Origin of the sequence: Flavobacterium sp. (genome assembly GCF_035456085.1) — a bacterium.
Taxonomy (GTDB): domain Bacteria; phylum Bacteroidota; class Bacteroidia; order Flavobacteriales; family Flavobacteriaceae; genus Flavobacterium.
In genome coordinates, this window is record NZ_DATIDY010000025.1 from 1 (window position 1) to 13395 (window position 13395).

Consider the following 13395-nt stretch of genomic DNA (forward strand, 5'->3'; position numbering starts at 1 on the left):
AATTCAGTTTTAAGACTCGTATCCGAAAAACCAGTCCAATCAGGTGAATTGGTACAATTTCAATTTATAATATCCGAAGATTCATTAAAAAATAAAATAATACGGTTTCAAAAGAATGATTTTATTGGTCCAAATCAACAAATAATAAATTCCAGATCAATAAAAATATATCCCTCTATCGTCAATCTTAAAAACCAAAAAGAAGTTGATGTTACTATTTCAGTAAAAATTCCCCCAAAAACAGCATCAGGAAAATACAATTCCTTAATCACTGATTTCGATAACGAATCGTTGCTTATTATTCTAAGCATAGAAGTAATTTAAAAAACTATGGATGATTCGTTGATGAAATCTATGCTTCAGGAATACGGAGCGATTACTTTAGAGGGGATTCAGTCTTACATTCCCAATAAAGAACCGAAGAAGTATTTATATGATTTAATGCACGAATACCCAAAAAGAGGAGGTAAAGGATTTCGCCCTGGATTATGTATTGCTTCCTGCAAAGCTTACGGTGGAAATTTATCCCAATCCATTAACTCCGCAATTACTTTAGAATTATTGCACAATGCCTTTCTCGTTCACGACGATGTGGAAGATGAAAGCTTTTATAGAAGAAATAAACCCACTTTACATCAGGCCAATAATAAATCCATTGCCATAAATGTTGGAGATGCTATGCAGGTTTTGGGTTTGTCCCCCTTATTGAATAACCGAAAAATATTAGGTGATAAAGTTTCGATGAAAATATTCCTTGAAATTCAAAATATGATTACCGAATCTGTAGAAGGTCAAGCGATGGAATTAGGATGGAGAAAAGATAATATAAGCAACTTAAATGAAGGTGATTATTTAAGGATGATTCTAAAAAAAACCTGCTGGTATACATGTATTTATCCACTTAGAATTGGCGCCATCATTGGGACAAAAGGTAAAATAAATCCTGAAATCTTTAACCGATTGGGTTATTTTATGGGAACCTCATTTCAAATACAAGATGATATTCTTAATCTCATTGCCGAAGAAGAAAAATACGGAAAAGAGATTGGTGGCGATATAATTGAAGGCAAAAGAACATTAATGCTAATCCATCTTTTAGAAAAGTGTTCCAACTCAGAACGTAATCAAATACAAGATTTTTTATCCATTCCGATAAAAGAAAGAACAAACGAAAGTGTTAACAGAATTTTGAACTTAATGAATCATTATGGCTCGATAAATTATGCAAAAAAAACAGCAAAATATTTAGCCGGAGCTGCTCTAATGGAATTTTACGCCATTTTTTCAAGCTTACCAGACACCAAAGACAAAGCTTTAATCGAAAATATCATAACCTATATGATTAACCGGGAATACTAAAACTATGATTATCATTAAACCCAAAATAGACTATGATTGTGATGTACTGATTGTTGGTGGTGGACCAGCAGGAAGCGGCCTTGCCTTTCATCTCGCTTCTAAGGGAATAAATGTAATTGTGGTTGATGCCGAAAAATTTCCAAGGGACAAAATATGCGGCGATGGAATAAGCCCAATTGCACTTGGAGAATTAGACCTAATGGGAATAACGGAAACCGAAAAATTTAAGAAAGCCAATGAAATAAAGAAAGTGGGACTATTTTTAAATAATGAGAAAGTCTTTATCGATCTTATGAAACCTGAAAATGTAAATTTTCATGCTCGCATAATCCCAAGAATTGAACTCGACGCCCTAATCGTTGAAGCTGCCAAAAAAGCGACTGCAAAGTATATTGAATCTACAAGAGTTGTTGGTTATACCATTTCCGAAAATTATGCTTTGGTAAACTTAAAAAATGGAAACAAAACATATTCCTTAAAAACCAAACTTATTGTTGGTGCAGACGGCAGCAATTCGACAATAGCAAGACAACTCCACGGTAAAAAACCCGGAGAGAACTACCAGCTTTTAGGTTTACGAGCTTATTATGACAATGTAAACGGGCCAACAGATAGGGTTGATATTTACTTTAATTCCGAAGGATTTCCGGGAATTTTTTGGATGTTTCCAAAAGGAGAAAAAGGCGCAAATATTGGAATTGCCATGATCTCACAAACCATCCCTTACAAACCCGAACATATAAAAGAGTTATTGCTAAAACACATCAATAATAATCCGGAAATCCTGAAACGAATAGGAAAAGGTTTTCTAGAAGGTAAAATTGAAGGTTGTCCAATTACCTTTTTTAATCCAGAAAGAAAAATCATTAGTGATAGATTAATTTTAGTTGGTGAGGCTGCAGGCTTGATAAACCCTTTGAGTGGTGATGGAATTCAATATGCCTTACTAAGTTCCCGTTGGGCTTCTGAAACCATTGAAAAATGTGTGAATACAAATGATTTTAGTGAAGAAATACTAATGGAATACACCAATAAATTAATTAGCGAAATAGGTTATGATTTTGCCTTTTCTGATTTATTGGTACAATTCTCCCGAAACAAAACATTTACTCCCCTTTGGATAACTATTGTCAAGATTCTTATTGCACGTGCCAAAAAAGACAAAGAATATGCTGGAATTGTTGCCGGAATATTTGAAGGAACACATCCCTCCTACAAAGCCCTCACCATTCCTTTTATCCTAAAATCGATTTTACAAGCTGGAGTCGAAATTGAAGAAACTATTAGTAGCAATTTAAAAAAACCGGAATCCATTGTTGACTATAACCTCAATAAATCAAGGTTAATCCTAAATATGATAAAAGAAATTAAGCAATATCCAAAAGATCATATTCAATGGGTAGCTAATACAATTACAAAAACGGTCAAAGTGGCGCATTACGTTGTTAAAAATTCAAATGATAAAAAACCATAAAAAAAACCTCCAAACAGTTTAACTTTTGGAGGTCATTATTGTTTAATATTTTTTATTTCAATCCAGCCAAACTCTGCTCAATTGTTTCTATTTTAGAAAGAGCATCGGCTTCTTTTTTGCGTTCGTTTTCGATGATTTCAGGTTTTGCATTGGCAACAAATTTTTCATTTGACAATTTAACCTGTACCGATTTCAAGAAACCTTTAATGTAATTTAACTCTTCCGTCAATTTAGCAATTTCAGCTTCTACATCAATATTACCCGAGATTGGAATAAAATATTCATTTGATTTAACACGGAAAGACAATGCGCCATCCACTTTATCCGAAACATATTCTAATGAAGTGATGTTCCCTAATTTGGTTACAACCGAATCAAAATAAGTGGAAGCCTTATCATTATTTACTGCTTTCAATTCAATTGTATCCTTAAACGGAATATTCTTGTCCTTACGAATCGTTCTAATTCCAGAAATCACTTCAATTGTATTTTCAAAATCAGTAATTAATTTGGCATCAAACGGTTTTAATTCTGGCCAAGTCGAAACGATTAAAGCTTCTTCAGGAGTTCTCTCTGCAATATGTTGCCAAATTTCTTCTGTCAAAAACGGCATAAATGGATGCAATAATTTAAGATTACTTTCTAACATTTCGATCGCTTTCGCAAAAGTTACGCTGTCAATTGGCTGTTGGTAAGCAGGCTTAATCATTTCCAGGAACCAAGAACAGAAATCATCCCAAACCAATTTGTAAATCCCCATCAAAGCATCTGAAATTCTGTATTTTTCAAAGTTATCTTCGATTTCCAAAAGCGTTTGCTGCAATTTAGCTTCGTACCATTCAATCGCCACTTTAGAAGATTCTGGTTGTGGAATTGAATCCGAAACTTCCCAGCCTTTAATCAATTTGAAAGCATTCCAAATTTTATTTGAAAATCCTTTTCCTTGATTACAAAGCTCTTCATCAAACATGATATCGTTTCCTGCAGAAGCGCTCAAAAGCAATCCTACACGAACTCCATCAGCACCAAATTTTTCGATTAATTCTAACGGTTCTGGAGAATTCCCTAACGATTTAGACATTTTGCGTCTTTGTTTGTCACGAACCAATCCGGTTAAGTACACATTAGAAAATGGTTTCTCACCCGTATATTCATAACCAGCAATAATCATTCGCGCCACCCAGAAAAACAAAATATCCGGACCAGTTACTAAATCATTGGTTGGATAGTAATATTTAAAATCTTCGTTTTCAGGATCCAAAATTCCGCCAAAAACAGACATTGGCCATAGCCAAGAAGAAAACCAAGTATCTAAAGCATCGGCATCTTGAGTAAGGTTATCGGTTGTAAGTTGTTGGTTGTTGGTTCTTTCTTTAGCCAAAACTAAAGCTTCTTCAATGTTCTCAGCAACTACGAAATCTTCTTTTCCATCACCATAATAATAGGCTGGAATTTGTTGTCCCCACCACAATTGACGAGAGATATTCCAATCGCGGATATTGTTTAACCAATGCGCATAAGTGTTATCAAAACGTTTTGGGTGTAATTTAATATCTCCATCAACCAAAACCGATTGAATAGCTGGTTTTACCAAATCTTCCATTTTCAGAAACCATTGGTCAGACAAACGAGGTTCGATTACGGCTTTTGTTCTTTCAGAAGTTCCCACTTTGTTCAGGTGAATTTCAGTTTTTGCCAAAGAACCATTTTCTTCTAATTCTTTTGCAATTTCGGTACGAACCACAAAACGATCTTTCCCTTGATAATGCAATCCAAAACTATTCAAAGTCGCATCTTCATTGAAAATATCAACGATTTCTAAATTGTGTTTCTCCCCTAATGCTTTATCATTCACATCGTGAGCTGGAGTCACTTTCAAACAACCTGTTCCAAATTCAACATCTACATATTCATCTTCAATAATTGGAATTACACGACCACATATTGGAACAATCGCTTTTTTCCCTTTCAAATGAGCAAAACGCTCATCATTTGGATTAATGCAGATTGCTGTATCTCCAAAAATAGTTTCAGGACGCGTAGTTGCAACGGTTAAGAAGTCTTCACTTCCTACAATTTTATATTTTAGGAAAAATAATTTTCCATTTTGTTCTTCATAAATAACTTCTTCATCAGACAAAGTAGTTTTGGCTTCCGGATCCCAGTTTACCATTCGGTAACCACGATAAATCAAACCTTTGTTGTATAAATCCACAAAAGATTTAATTACAGATGCTGACATATCAGGATCCATCGTGAATTTGGTTCTTTCCCAGTCACATGAACAACCTAATTGTTTTAATTGTTCGAGAATGGTTCCCCCATATTTATCCGTCCAATCGTAAGCATGTTTTAGAAACTCTTCTCTGGTTAAATCTGATTTATTGATTCCTTCCGATTTTAATTTGGCAACCACTTTTGCTTCAGTAGCAATAGAAGCGTGATCTGTTCCAGGAACCCAACAAGCGTTAAATCCTTTTAAACGCGCACGACGAATTAAAACATCCTGAATTGTATTGTTCAACATGTGTCCCATGTGTAAAACTCCTGTGACATTTGGAGGTGGAATTACAATAGAATAAGGTGTTCTATGGTCAGGTTTTGAATGGAAATAATTGTTTTTCATCCAATAGTCATACCATTTATTCTCGATATTTTTAGCGTCAAATTGTGCAGGAATTGTCATTTTTCTAAAGTGGATTCGTGTTATCGTTGATTTACTTAGTACTGAATGCTTAACTACATTCTAATCGTTATTTCAGAATCAAATTAACGATTAAATAGCCAAACAAATAATCAGTTTTGTTTTGGTCTAATCTTTGTGATTAAATTTAGCGACAAAAGTAAATAATTAAGCACAGTATAAAAAGCGAAATAAAAAATTGTGTATTAATTAAAAGGTAGTATATTTACTATAACCTACTGAAAAATTAAAAAAATGAGACATATTGTATCTTTTATCTTGGTATTGCTTGTAAGCTACAGCTGCACAGCGCAAAATGGTCCAAAGATTGCTATTCAACAATCTGACAACACCGTTGATTACGGCAAAATAAGTAAATCTGCGGATAATGGAGTCCGAAATTTTACATTTACCAATATTGGTGATGCTCCATTAAATATAACAGGAATTCAAACTACTGCCAGTTTTACCATTTTATACAAGCCAACTCAGTCAATTTCTCCTGGCAAATCTGATAAAATCGAAATAAAATACAACATGGTTCCTGGACCAATTCGAAAAACCATCACACTGGAAACGAATGCCGTAAATTATGATGGCGGAAGGGTTCCTCTTAAAATCAAAGGTGAAGTACTTACAGATTAAAATACAAAAAAAAAACGCTTTTAAAGCGTTTTTTTTTGTTACAAATCATCCGCCAATTGGAAACTAAATTGTAAAGGTTGATTATTTCTTTCGACTTCCAAATAAATCATTTTATCCTCTTCTGATTTAAACAATTCATTAAGTTTTTCTAATGAATATCGGTAAGCAGGTGCTTTGTTAACTGACAAAACGATGTCGCCAACTTTTAAACCGCATTTTTCAGCTGCAGAATTTCTTCTAATATTTGCTATCTCATAAATTGGTTTCAAAACAAATTTATATTTGAAATCATTGGTAACATTTTTCCCTTCACTATCAAATGTTATACTACCAGATATAGGTACTGTTTCCAATTTCACAGTTTCTTTTACCCATTGTATTCCATTGTGTTTTATTTCGATGCCACTTCTGTTATAACTAAATGGCTCTCCAAATCTGGAATTTTTCTTCAAATACAACTGTTCATTTTTATAATCAAAAATTACTAAAAACCTTTTTAAAATTTCTCCGCCAACTGATCCAGCTCTATTTTTTACCATACGAACACTTTTTATAGAACTTGAATCTGGAAATGCAATTATTGGGGATCTAAAACTATATTTATCAAATGAGAAATTAGTAACTCTTGCTCGTTTGCCCTCAATATCTCCACTAAAACCTTTTCCTAAAAAATCATCAAAATGTTTAGGGGGAACTTTAATTTCTTCTGATAGATTTTGAAAAAGCCAAACAGAATCACTATTTCCAGTATCGATCAGCATTTTCACAGGGACTTTGGCTTCAGCAATATCAACTTTACCCATTAAATAAGGCTTAGATCTTTCTACTGGCATAGGAATTTTGTCGAATTTTTTTTCAATTTTACCTCTAATGATATCATTATCATTATAAATAGTCACTTTTTTATTCGAATAATCGATACGAACTAAGTTTTCTCTAAAAAATTCATAGCCAATAATGCCATTTACAGGAATACCAATTTGAGAGGAAAGATTAAAACTCTGATCCAGAATAACATAAATAAGCTGATGATCGGCTTTGGCACCATTCAATTCTAAAATATTATTGGTAGTTTTCAAACCTTCGATGGCATCTTCACTACCTAAACCTTTCAGACTTATTTTTTGTGTATTATAAAAACTCACTGCTGGATTATCCTCCAAACTAAATAAAATAGTTTCCTCAACTCCCGAATCTAAAAGGAAATTTAACTCTACTCCATTCACTTTAATTGGAATAAAAACCAAATTATTAATCAATACAATTGGTACAGTGACCTTTTCTACTCCTTTATTAAATACAAAACCATTTTGTGAAAAAACTGGAAGAATTGTTAGTAATAAAAGAAAAAAAACACATTTTTTTTTCATTTAGACATATTTCTATAATATTACTCAATATACGATAATAATAAACTAAAAACAATAAAATTGGCATATTCTTTTCTGTATTTTTGGAAAATAAGTTGCAAATTTGCACCTCAAAAATTTTACACTTATGCCTGAAATTTCCATCAGAGGCCGAAGAATGCCGGAATCCCCAATTCGAAAATTGGCACCTTATGCTGATAAAGCTAAGAAAGAAGGCCGCAAGGTTTATCATTTAAACATTGGACAACCCGATATAAAAAGCCCCGAAGTCGCCATTAATGCAATAAAAAATATTGATTTAAACATTATCGAATATGGTCCTTCTGCCGGATATGAAAGTTACAGAAAAAAGTTAGCTCAATTTTATACTAAACAAAATGTAAAAGTAAGCTTTGAAGATATAATGATCACGACAGGTGGCTCTGAAGCGCTTCTGTTTGCGCTTGGAAGCATCATGGATCCAGGTGACGAAGTCATTATTCCTGAACCTTTTTATGCAAACTACAGTGCTTTCTCTGAAGAATCAAGTGCAAAAGTTGTACCTGTAATTTCCAATATTGAAAACAGCTTCAAATTGCCAACAATTGAAGAGTTCGAAAAAGCAATTACACCAAAATCAAAAGCAATCTTAATTTGCAACCCAAATAATCCGACAGGATATTTATACTCAGAATCTGAAATTAAACAGCTTGGCGAATTGGTCAAAAAGCATGATTTATTTTTAATTGCAGACGAAGTGTATCGCGAATTCATTTATGATGAAAGAGACAAACATTTTTCTGTGATGAATTTACAAGGAATCGAGCAAAACGTAATCATGATTGATTCGGTTTCCAAAAGATACAGTATGTGTGGAGCTCGTATTGGCTGCATGGTAACCAAAAACAAGGAAGTTATTGCTGCAGCAATGAAATTTGCACAAGCACGTTTATGTCCGCCTACAATTGAACAAATTGCTTGTGAAGCTGCAATTGACACACCACAAAGTTATTTTGACGAAGTTATTGTCGAATACAAAGAACGCAGAGATATTCTAATTAGCGAATTGAACAAAATAGAAGGTGTAATTGTTAAGACTCCAAAAGCTGCTTTTTATTGCATTGCTCAGCTTCCAATTGATAATGCCGATGATTTTGCACAATGGCTTTTAGAAAAATACAACTTAAATGGTGAAACTGTAATGGTAGCACCCGCAGCCGGATTTTATTCTACTCCAAATGTAGGTTTGAACCAGGTTCGTATCGCTTATGTTTTGAAAAAAGAGGACTTAATAAGTGCTGTTACTATTTTAAAAGAAGCTATTAAAGTATACAATTCAAAATAACCTTATCGACTATGCTGTAAATACATAGCATAGCCACTAATACCAATAAAAAGACAATAACATTCATTGCTATTGTCTTTTTTGTTTTTACATCAAAACAATCAATGTTTGTATCGATTTTATGAATAATTAAAAGCCGAAACGATAGAAAATGTTTCCTTTTTATTAATTATCTTTACCCCTTAAAAATAGAAACTCATAAAAAAATAGTACCTTTTAATGATAAACAACGAAGAATTTCAGGACGAAATAGGAAACAATCATATTAGTACAAATGCTCAAAACCCAGTCAGAACAGACGCTTTTGACATTACAGATGAAGAAAAGATTGAAAAAATAAAAAAAGATGTTGAAAACATTCTTTATACTTTAGGAATGGATCTAACTGATGACAGCATGAAAGGAACTCCCAATCGTGTTGCAAAAATGTTTGTCAAAGAAATTTTTGGCGGCTTGAATCCTGATAAAAAACCAAAAGCATCTACTTTTGAAAACAATTACAAATACGGCGAAATGTTAGTTGAAAAAAACATTACACTGTATTCTACCTGTGAGCATCATTTGTTACCAATAATTGGAAGAGCACATGTGGCTTATATTTCAAGCGGAAGAGTTATTGGTCTTTCTAAAATGAATCGTATTGTAGAACATTTTGCAAAAAGACCTCAGGTACAAGAACGCCTAACGATGCAAATTGTACAAGAACTTCAGAAAGCACTTGGCACAGAAGATGTCGCTTGTGTTATCGACGCCAAACACCTTTGTGTTAATTCAAGAGGAATCAAAGATATCGAAAGTAGTACGGTAACTTCAGAATTTGGTGGTAAATTCAAAGAAGCTCAAATCAAAAGAGAGTTTTTAGATTATATCAAATTGGAAACAAAATTTTAATATTTAGAAAAAATCTACTTATTACCCTAATGCCCTAGCCCTGATTGAAGTGAAAATCCTTTTTATCGTTTTTTTTCAAACGATAAAAAGATTGCAACGGAAAGCAGGATTAGCTTCAAAAAAATAATTTTATGCCTTTATACAAGAGTCAGACCTTAAAAATATACAATTCTCTTTCTGGAGAAAAAGAAACATTTACGCCTATTAACGAAGGAAATGTGGGAATGTATGTGTGTGGCCCAACGGTTTACAGCAATGTGCATCTTGGAAACGTAAGAACTTTTATGTCTTTTGATGTGATTTTTAGATACTTATTGCATTTGGAATATAAAGTGCGCTATGTTCGAAACATTACTGATGTTGGACACATTGTTGATGATGTGGATGAAGGTGAAGATAAAATTGCCAAAAAAGCACGTTTAGAACAGTTGGAACCTATGGAAGTAGTACAACGCTATACCGTAGATTTTCATGATATTCTGAATGCTTTTAACTTTTTGCCACCAAGTATTGAGCCAACAGCAACGGGTCATATTATTGAGCAAATTGAAATTATAAAAACCATAATTGACAAAGGAATTGGATATATAGCCAATGGTTCGGTTTATTTTGATGTTGTCAAATTTAACGAAACCAATCATTACGGTGTTTTAAGTGGTCGCAACATTGAAGATATGCTCGCGAATACTAGGGATCTTGACGGCCAGTCTGACAAAAGAAATCCTCAAGATTTTGCACTTTGGAAAAAAGCCGAACCACAACATATTATGCGTTGGCCTTCTCCTTGGAGCGATGGTTTTCCTGGTTGGCACTTAGAATGTACTGCGATGAGTACCAAATATTTAGGCAATCATTTTGACATTCACGGTGGAGGAATGGATTTGAAATTCCCGCATCATGAATGTGAAATTGCTCAAAATGAAGCATGCACTGGTCATACTCCGGTAAATTACTGGATGCATGCCAATATGCTTACTTTAAACGGAAAAAAAATGGCGAAGTCTACCGGAAATAACATTCTTCCAGGTGAGATTTTAACTGGTAATAATCCTTTTTTAAGTAAAGCATTTTCAGCTTCAGTTACGCGTTTTTTTATGATGCAAGCCCATTACAGAAGTATTCTTGATTTTTCTGATGAAGCAATTACAGCAGCCGAAAAAGGATATAAAAGATTGATGGAAGCTATGGAGTCTTTGAAAGGAATTGCAGCTAGCTCCTCAAGTTCAATAGACATTCCTAGCTGGAAACAATTGTGCTACGATGCCATGAACGACGATTTCAACACGCCGATTCTTATCGCTCAATTATTCGAAGGGGTTCGTTTTACCAACTTATTAAAAGATGGAAAAGAGACTTTAAATGCCGCGGATTTACAATTATTTACCAATACGATGCACGCTTTTGTCTTTGATATCTTAGGATTGCAGGAAGAAAAAACAAATGGCAATACTGATAAATTAGAAGGAGTGGTAAACATGCTTATTGGCATGCGTAAACAAGCTCGCGACAATAAAGATTTTGCTTTATCTGATCAAATCCGTGACCAATTAATCGCTTTGGGAATTCAATTAAAAGACGGAAAAGAAGGGACTTCGTTTAGTATTCAGTAGATTTCTGTAGAGACTTAAGTGGGCAGTTTTTGTGTAATCACTAATAATATCAATGCCTTTTAATCTGTTTATATTAGCAATACAGAACACTAACAGTTTATGTTAAAAAACATCCTCATATATCCTTTTGTTTTGCTTGTTCGGTTTTATCAGGGAGCTATTTCCCCATTTACACCGTCTGCTTGTCGTTTTGAACCTACATGTTCAACATATATGATTCAGGCATTGCAAATTCACGGTTTATTTTATGGAGGTTATTTGGGAATAAAAAGAATTTTGAGTTGCCATCCATGGGGAAGAAAAGGATATGACCCAGTTCCTGAAAAAAAATGCAAGCATTCACATTAAAAAAGAAAAATTCTTTTAGTTAACGTAATTAGTCAAGTCAAAATAGTATTTTCACAAAAATTTAAAAAATAAAATGACACACGCTTTAAACATTGTTTGGAATCCTTCCGAAGGTATTGATTTAGGTTTTTTCATTATTCGTTTTTACAGCTTAATGTTTGTAATTGCATTTGGACTAGGATGGTATATAATGAAACACATTTTTGACAGAGAAAATGTTTCGATTGATAAATTGGATTCCTTATTTGTTTGGACTGTATTAGCTACTCTAATTGGAGCTCGTTTGGGACATGTTTTCTTTTACGACTGGGAATATTACCGAAACAATTTAGCAGAAATTGTATTGCCATTCCGTTTCAGTCCAAAATTTGAATTTACCGGATATCAGGGATTAGCGAGTCATGGAGCAGCAATTTCTATTATTGTTGCTATGTACTTTTTTTCTAAAAAAGTGCTTCACAAACCTATGTTATGGATTTTAGACCGAGTGGTAATTCCTGTTGCAAGCGGTGCTATTTTTGTGAGATTGGGTAATTTTTTCAATTCTGAAATCGTTGGTAAAGAAACTACTTCAGCATTTGGAATTCGTTTTGTCAGAGATCAATTCACACCAAGACAAGCTGTAAATGCAACTCAGCTTCCTACACCAAAAGAAGCGTATAACGCAATAGCTACCAATCCACAATATGCTAATTTATTAGAGCAAGTCCCTGCTAAACATCCTGCACAATTGTATGAAGCATTTTGTTATATCTTTGTTTTTGCTATTTTGTTTTTCTTATATTGGAAAACAGAGGCTAGAAAAAAATCAGGGTATTTATTTGGTTTATTCTTAGTCCTTTTATTTACTGTCCGTATTATTGTAGAATCAGTGAAAGAAAGCCAAGGCGGATTTGAAAGTGATTTAGGAAACGTATTATCAACCGGTCAATGGCTAAGTATTCCTTTTATTCTAGTAGGATTGTATTTTACTTTTACTGCTAAAAAAAAAGCTGAAATTTAGTCTCAAACAATACTATTATTAAAAAGCCACTAATTTTTTATTTAGTGGCTTTTTAATTATCCTATCTGGGAAGTTGTATAAACAATTATTTTTTCTTGCAAAAGGGATTCGGCTGCTTGTTTAAAATTCAACAAATATGGTTGTTTATTATGCAAGTCCAATCCTTCTTTATTTTTCCAAATCTCATGAAAAACAAATATATTCGGATCATCAATATTTTGATGTAAATCATATTGAATACAAGCTAATTCCTTTCTCGAATTTTCTACTAGATTCTGCAAAATTGTTTTTAATTCTTCTCTATTCTCTGCTTTACTTTTGAGAATTACTGTTAAATTTATTTCCATAATTAGTTCAAAAATAATTCCGTTAAATGATTTTCATATAACTTCAAATCATTGTCAACGTCAGCATTTTTCTCAATATCATGGAAATGTATACTTTCTAATGGTGTCATTCCGGTAAAGGCATTCATACGATGAAAACCAAATAATGGTCCATTATCAACACTTGTTTCATTAAAAAATTCTCCTGGTAACGTAAAAGCTTCTTTGGGCGCGTTCCATGAAGTAGTGACCATATATTTTCTGCCGTGAAGCATTCCGCCTGTTCCATAATTAATCTTAGGATTTTTAGAAGAGCGTCCATCACTTTTGTAAATACCTTTATTATGTCCTTCGGTAAAAAC

At 33.4% G+C, this 13395-nt stretch carries 13 protein-coding genes; 9 read left to right on the forward strand and 4 right to left on the reverse strand.

The window, feature by feature from the left end; all coding sequences use genetic code 11:
* The 3 genes from VLC96_RS02130 to VLC96_RS02140 all read left to right on the forward strand — a co-directional run.
* Window positions 1-324 (forward strand): hypothetical protein (locus VLC96_RS02130; RefSeq protein WP_325260401.1); only part of this gene is annotated, 324 nt, incomplete at its 5' end.
* 6 nt (window positions 325-330) lie between these two features.
* Complete coding sequence (locus tag VLC96_RS02135; protein WP_325260402.1) at window positions 331-1359, forward strand: polyprenyl synthetase family protein; 1029 nt, start codon at window positions 331-333, stop codon at window positions 1357-1359.
* A gap of 4 nt (window positions 1360-1363) precedes the next feature.
* The gene (locus VLC96_RS02140) at window positions 1364-2833 is read left to right on the forward strand and encodes a geranylgeranyl reductase family protein (protein ID WP_325260403.1); all 1470 of its coding nucleotides are present in this window, start codon (window positions 1364-1366) and stop codon (window positions 2831-2833) included.
* 52 nt (window positions 2834-2885) lie between these two features.
* Here the strand turns inward: VLC96_RS02140 and VLC96_RS02145 are convergent, their stop codons facing one another.
* On the reverse strand, window positions 2886-5519 hold the full coding sequence (locus VLC96_RS02145) for a valine--tRNA ligase (RefSeq protein ID WP_325260404.1): 2634 nt from the start codon (window positions 5517-5519) through the stop codon (window positions 2886-2888).
* Between the two features lie 252 nt (window positions 5520-5771).
* Here VLC96_RS02145 and VLC96_RS02150 point away from each other — a divergent pair, with 252 nt between their 5' ends.
* On the forward strand, window positions 5772-6161 hold the full coding sequence (locus VLC96_RS02150; RefSeq protein WP_325260405.1) for a DUF1573 domain-containing protein: 390 nt from the start codon (window positions 5772-5774) through the stop codon (window positions 6159-6161).
* Window positions 6162-6199: 38 nt separating this feature from the next.
* Here VLC96_RS02150 and VLC96_RS02155 read toward each other — a convergent pair whose 3' ends face one another.
* On the reverse strand, window positions 6200-7531 hold the full coding sequence (locus VLC96_RS02155; protein WP_325260406.1) for a PDZ domain-containing protein: 1332 nt from the start codon (window positions 7529-7531) through the stop codon (window positions 6200-6202).
* Between the two features lie 127 nt (window positions 7532-7658).
* Between VLC96_RS02155 and VLC96_RS02160 the strand changes: the two genes are divergently transcribed.
* The 5 genes from VLC96_RS02160 to lgt all read left to right on the forward strand — a co-directional run bounded on the left by VLC96_RS02160 (window position 7659) and on the right by lgt (window position 12707).
* Window positions 7659-8855 carry a pyridoxal phosphate-dependent aminotransferase gene (locus VLC96_RS02160; RefSeq protein ID WP_325260407.1) on the forward strand — a complete coding sequence of 399 codons (1197 nt, stop codon included), beginning with the start codon at window positions 7659-7661 and terminating at the stop codon, window positions 8853-8855.
* Window positions 8856-9074: 219 nt separating this feature from the next.
* Window positions 9075-9746 (forward strand): GTP cyclohydrolase I FolE, encoded by a 672-nt coding sequence (gene folE, locus VLC96_RS02165; RefSeq protein WP_325260408.1) that lies wholly within the window; start codon window positions 9075-9077, stop codon window positions 9744-9746.
* 131 nt (window positions 9747-9877) lie between these two features.
* Entirely contained in the window at window positions 9878-11356 is a 1479-nt protein-coding gene (cysS, locus tag VLC96_RS02170; protein WP_325260409.1) for a cysteine--tRNA ligase, read from the forward strand.
* Window positions 11357-11455: 99 nt separating this feature from the next.
* Window positions 11456-11704, forward strand: coding sequence for a membrane protein insertion efficiency factor YidD (yidD, locus tag VLC96_RS02175; protein WP_325260410.1), 249 nt, complete (start codon window positions 11456-11458; stop codon window positions 11702-11704).
* 73 nt (window positions 11705-11777) lie between these two features.
* The gene (lgt, locus tag VLC96_RS02180; protein ID WP_325260411.1) at window positions 11778-12707 is read left to right on the forward strand and encodes a prolipoprotein diacylglyceryl transferase; all 930 of its coding nucleotides are present in this window, start codon (window positions 11778-11780) and stop codon (window positions 12705-12707) included.
* A 56-nt stretch (window positions 12708-12763) separates the two neighbouring features.
* Here the strand turns inward: lgt and VLC96_RS02185 are convergent, their stop codons facing one another.
* Window positions 12764-13054 carry a putative quinol monooxygenase gene (locus VLC96_RS02185; RefSeq protein ID WP_325260412.1) on the reverse strand — a complete coding sequence of 97 codons (291 nt, stop codon included), beginning with the start codon at window positions 13052-13054 and terminating at the stop codon, window positions 12764-12766.
* A 2-nt stretch (window positions 13055-13056) separates the two neighbouring features.
* A partial coding sequence (locus tag VLC96_RS02190; RefSeq protein ID WP_325260413.1) for an NAD(P)H-dependent oxidoreductase occupies window positions 13057-13395 on the reverse strand: 339 nt, incomplete at its 5' end.

Excerpts from the sequence above, each read along its gene's own strand:
- VLC96_RS02135 (WP_325260402.1), top strand. The coding sequence starts at position 331 with ATGGATGATTCGTTGATGAAATCTATGCTTCAGGAATACGGAGCGATT.
- VLC96_RS02140 (WP_325260403.1), top strand. The coding sequence starts at position 1,364 with ATGATTATCATTAAACCCAAAATAGACTATGATTGTGATGTACTGATT.
- VLC96_RS02145 (WP_325260404.1), bottom strand. The coding sequence starts at position 5,519 with ATGACAATTCCTGCACAATTTGACGCTAAAAATATCGAGAATAAATGG.
- VLC96_RS02150 (WP_325260405.1), top strand. The coding sequence starts at position 5,772 with ATGAGACATATTGTATCTTTTATCTTGGTATTGCTTGTAAGCTACAGC.
- VLC96_RS02155 (WP_325260406.1), bottom strand. The coding sequence starts at position 7,531 with ATGAAAAAAAAATGTGTTTTTTTTCTTTTATTACTAACAATTCTTCCA.
- VLC96_RS02160 (WP_325260407.1), top strand. The coding sequence starts at position 7,659 with ATGCCTGAAATTTCCATCAGAGGCCGAAGAATGCCGGAATCCCCAATT.
- folE (WP_325260408.1), top strand. The coding sequence starts at position 9,075 with ATGATAAACAACGAAGAATTTCAGGACGAAATAGGAAACAATCATATT.
- cysS (WP_325260409.1), top strand. The coding sequence starts at position 9,878 with ATGCCTTTATACAAGAGTCAGACCTTAAAAATATACAATTCTCTTTCT.
- yidD (WP_325260410.1), top strand. The coding sequence starts at position 11,456 with ATGTTAAAAAACATCCTCATATATCCTTTTGTTTTGCTTGTTCGGTTT.
- lgt (WP_325260411.1), top strand. The coding sequence starts at position 11,778 with ATGACACACGCTTTAAACATTGTTTGGAATCCTTCCGAAGGTATTGAT.
- VLC96_RS02185 (WP_325260412.1), bottom strand. The coding sequence starts at position 13,054 with ATGGAAATAAATTTAACAGTAATTCTCAAAAGTAAAGCAGAGAATAGA.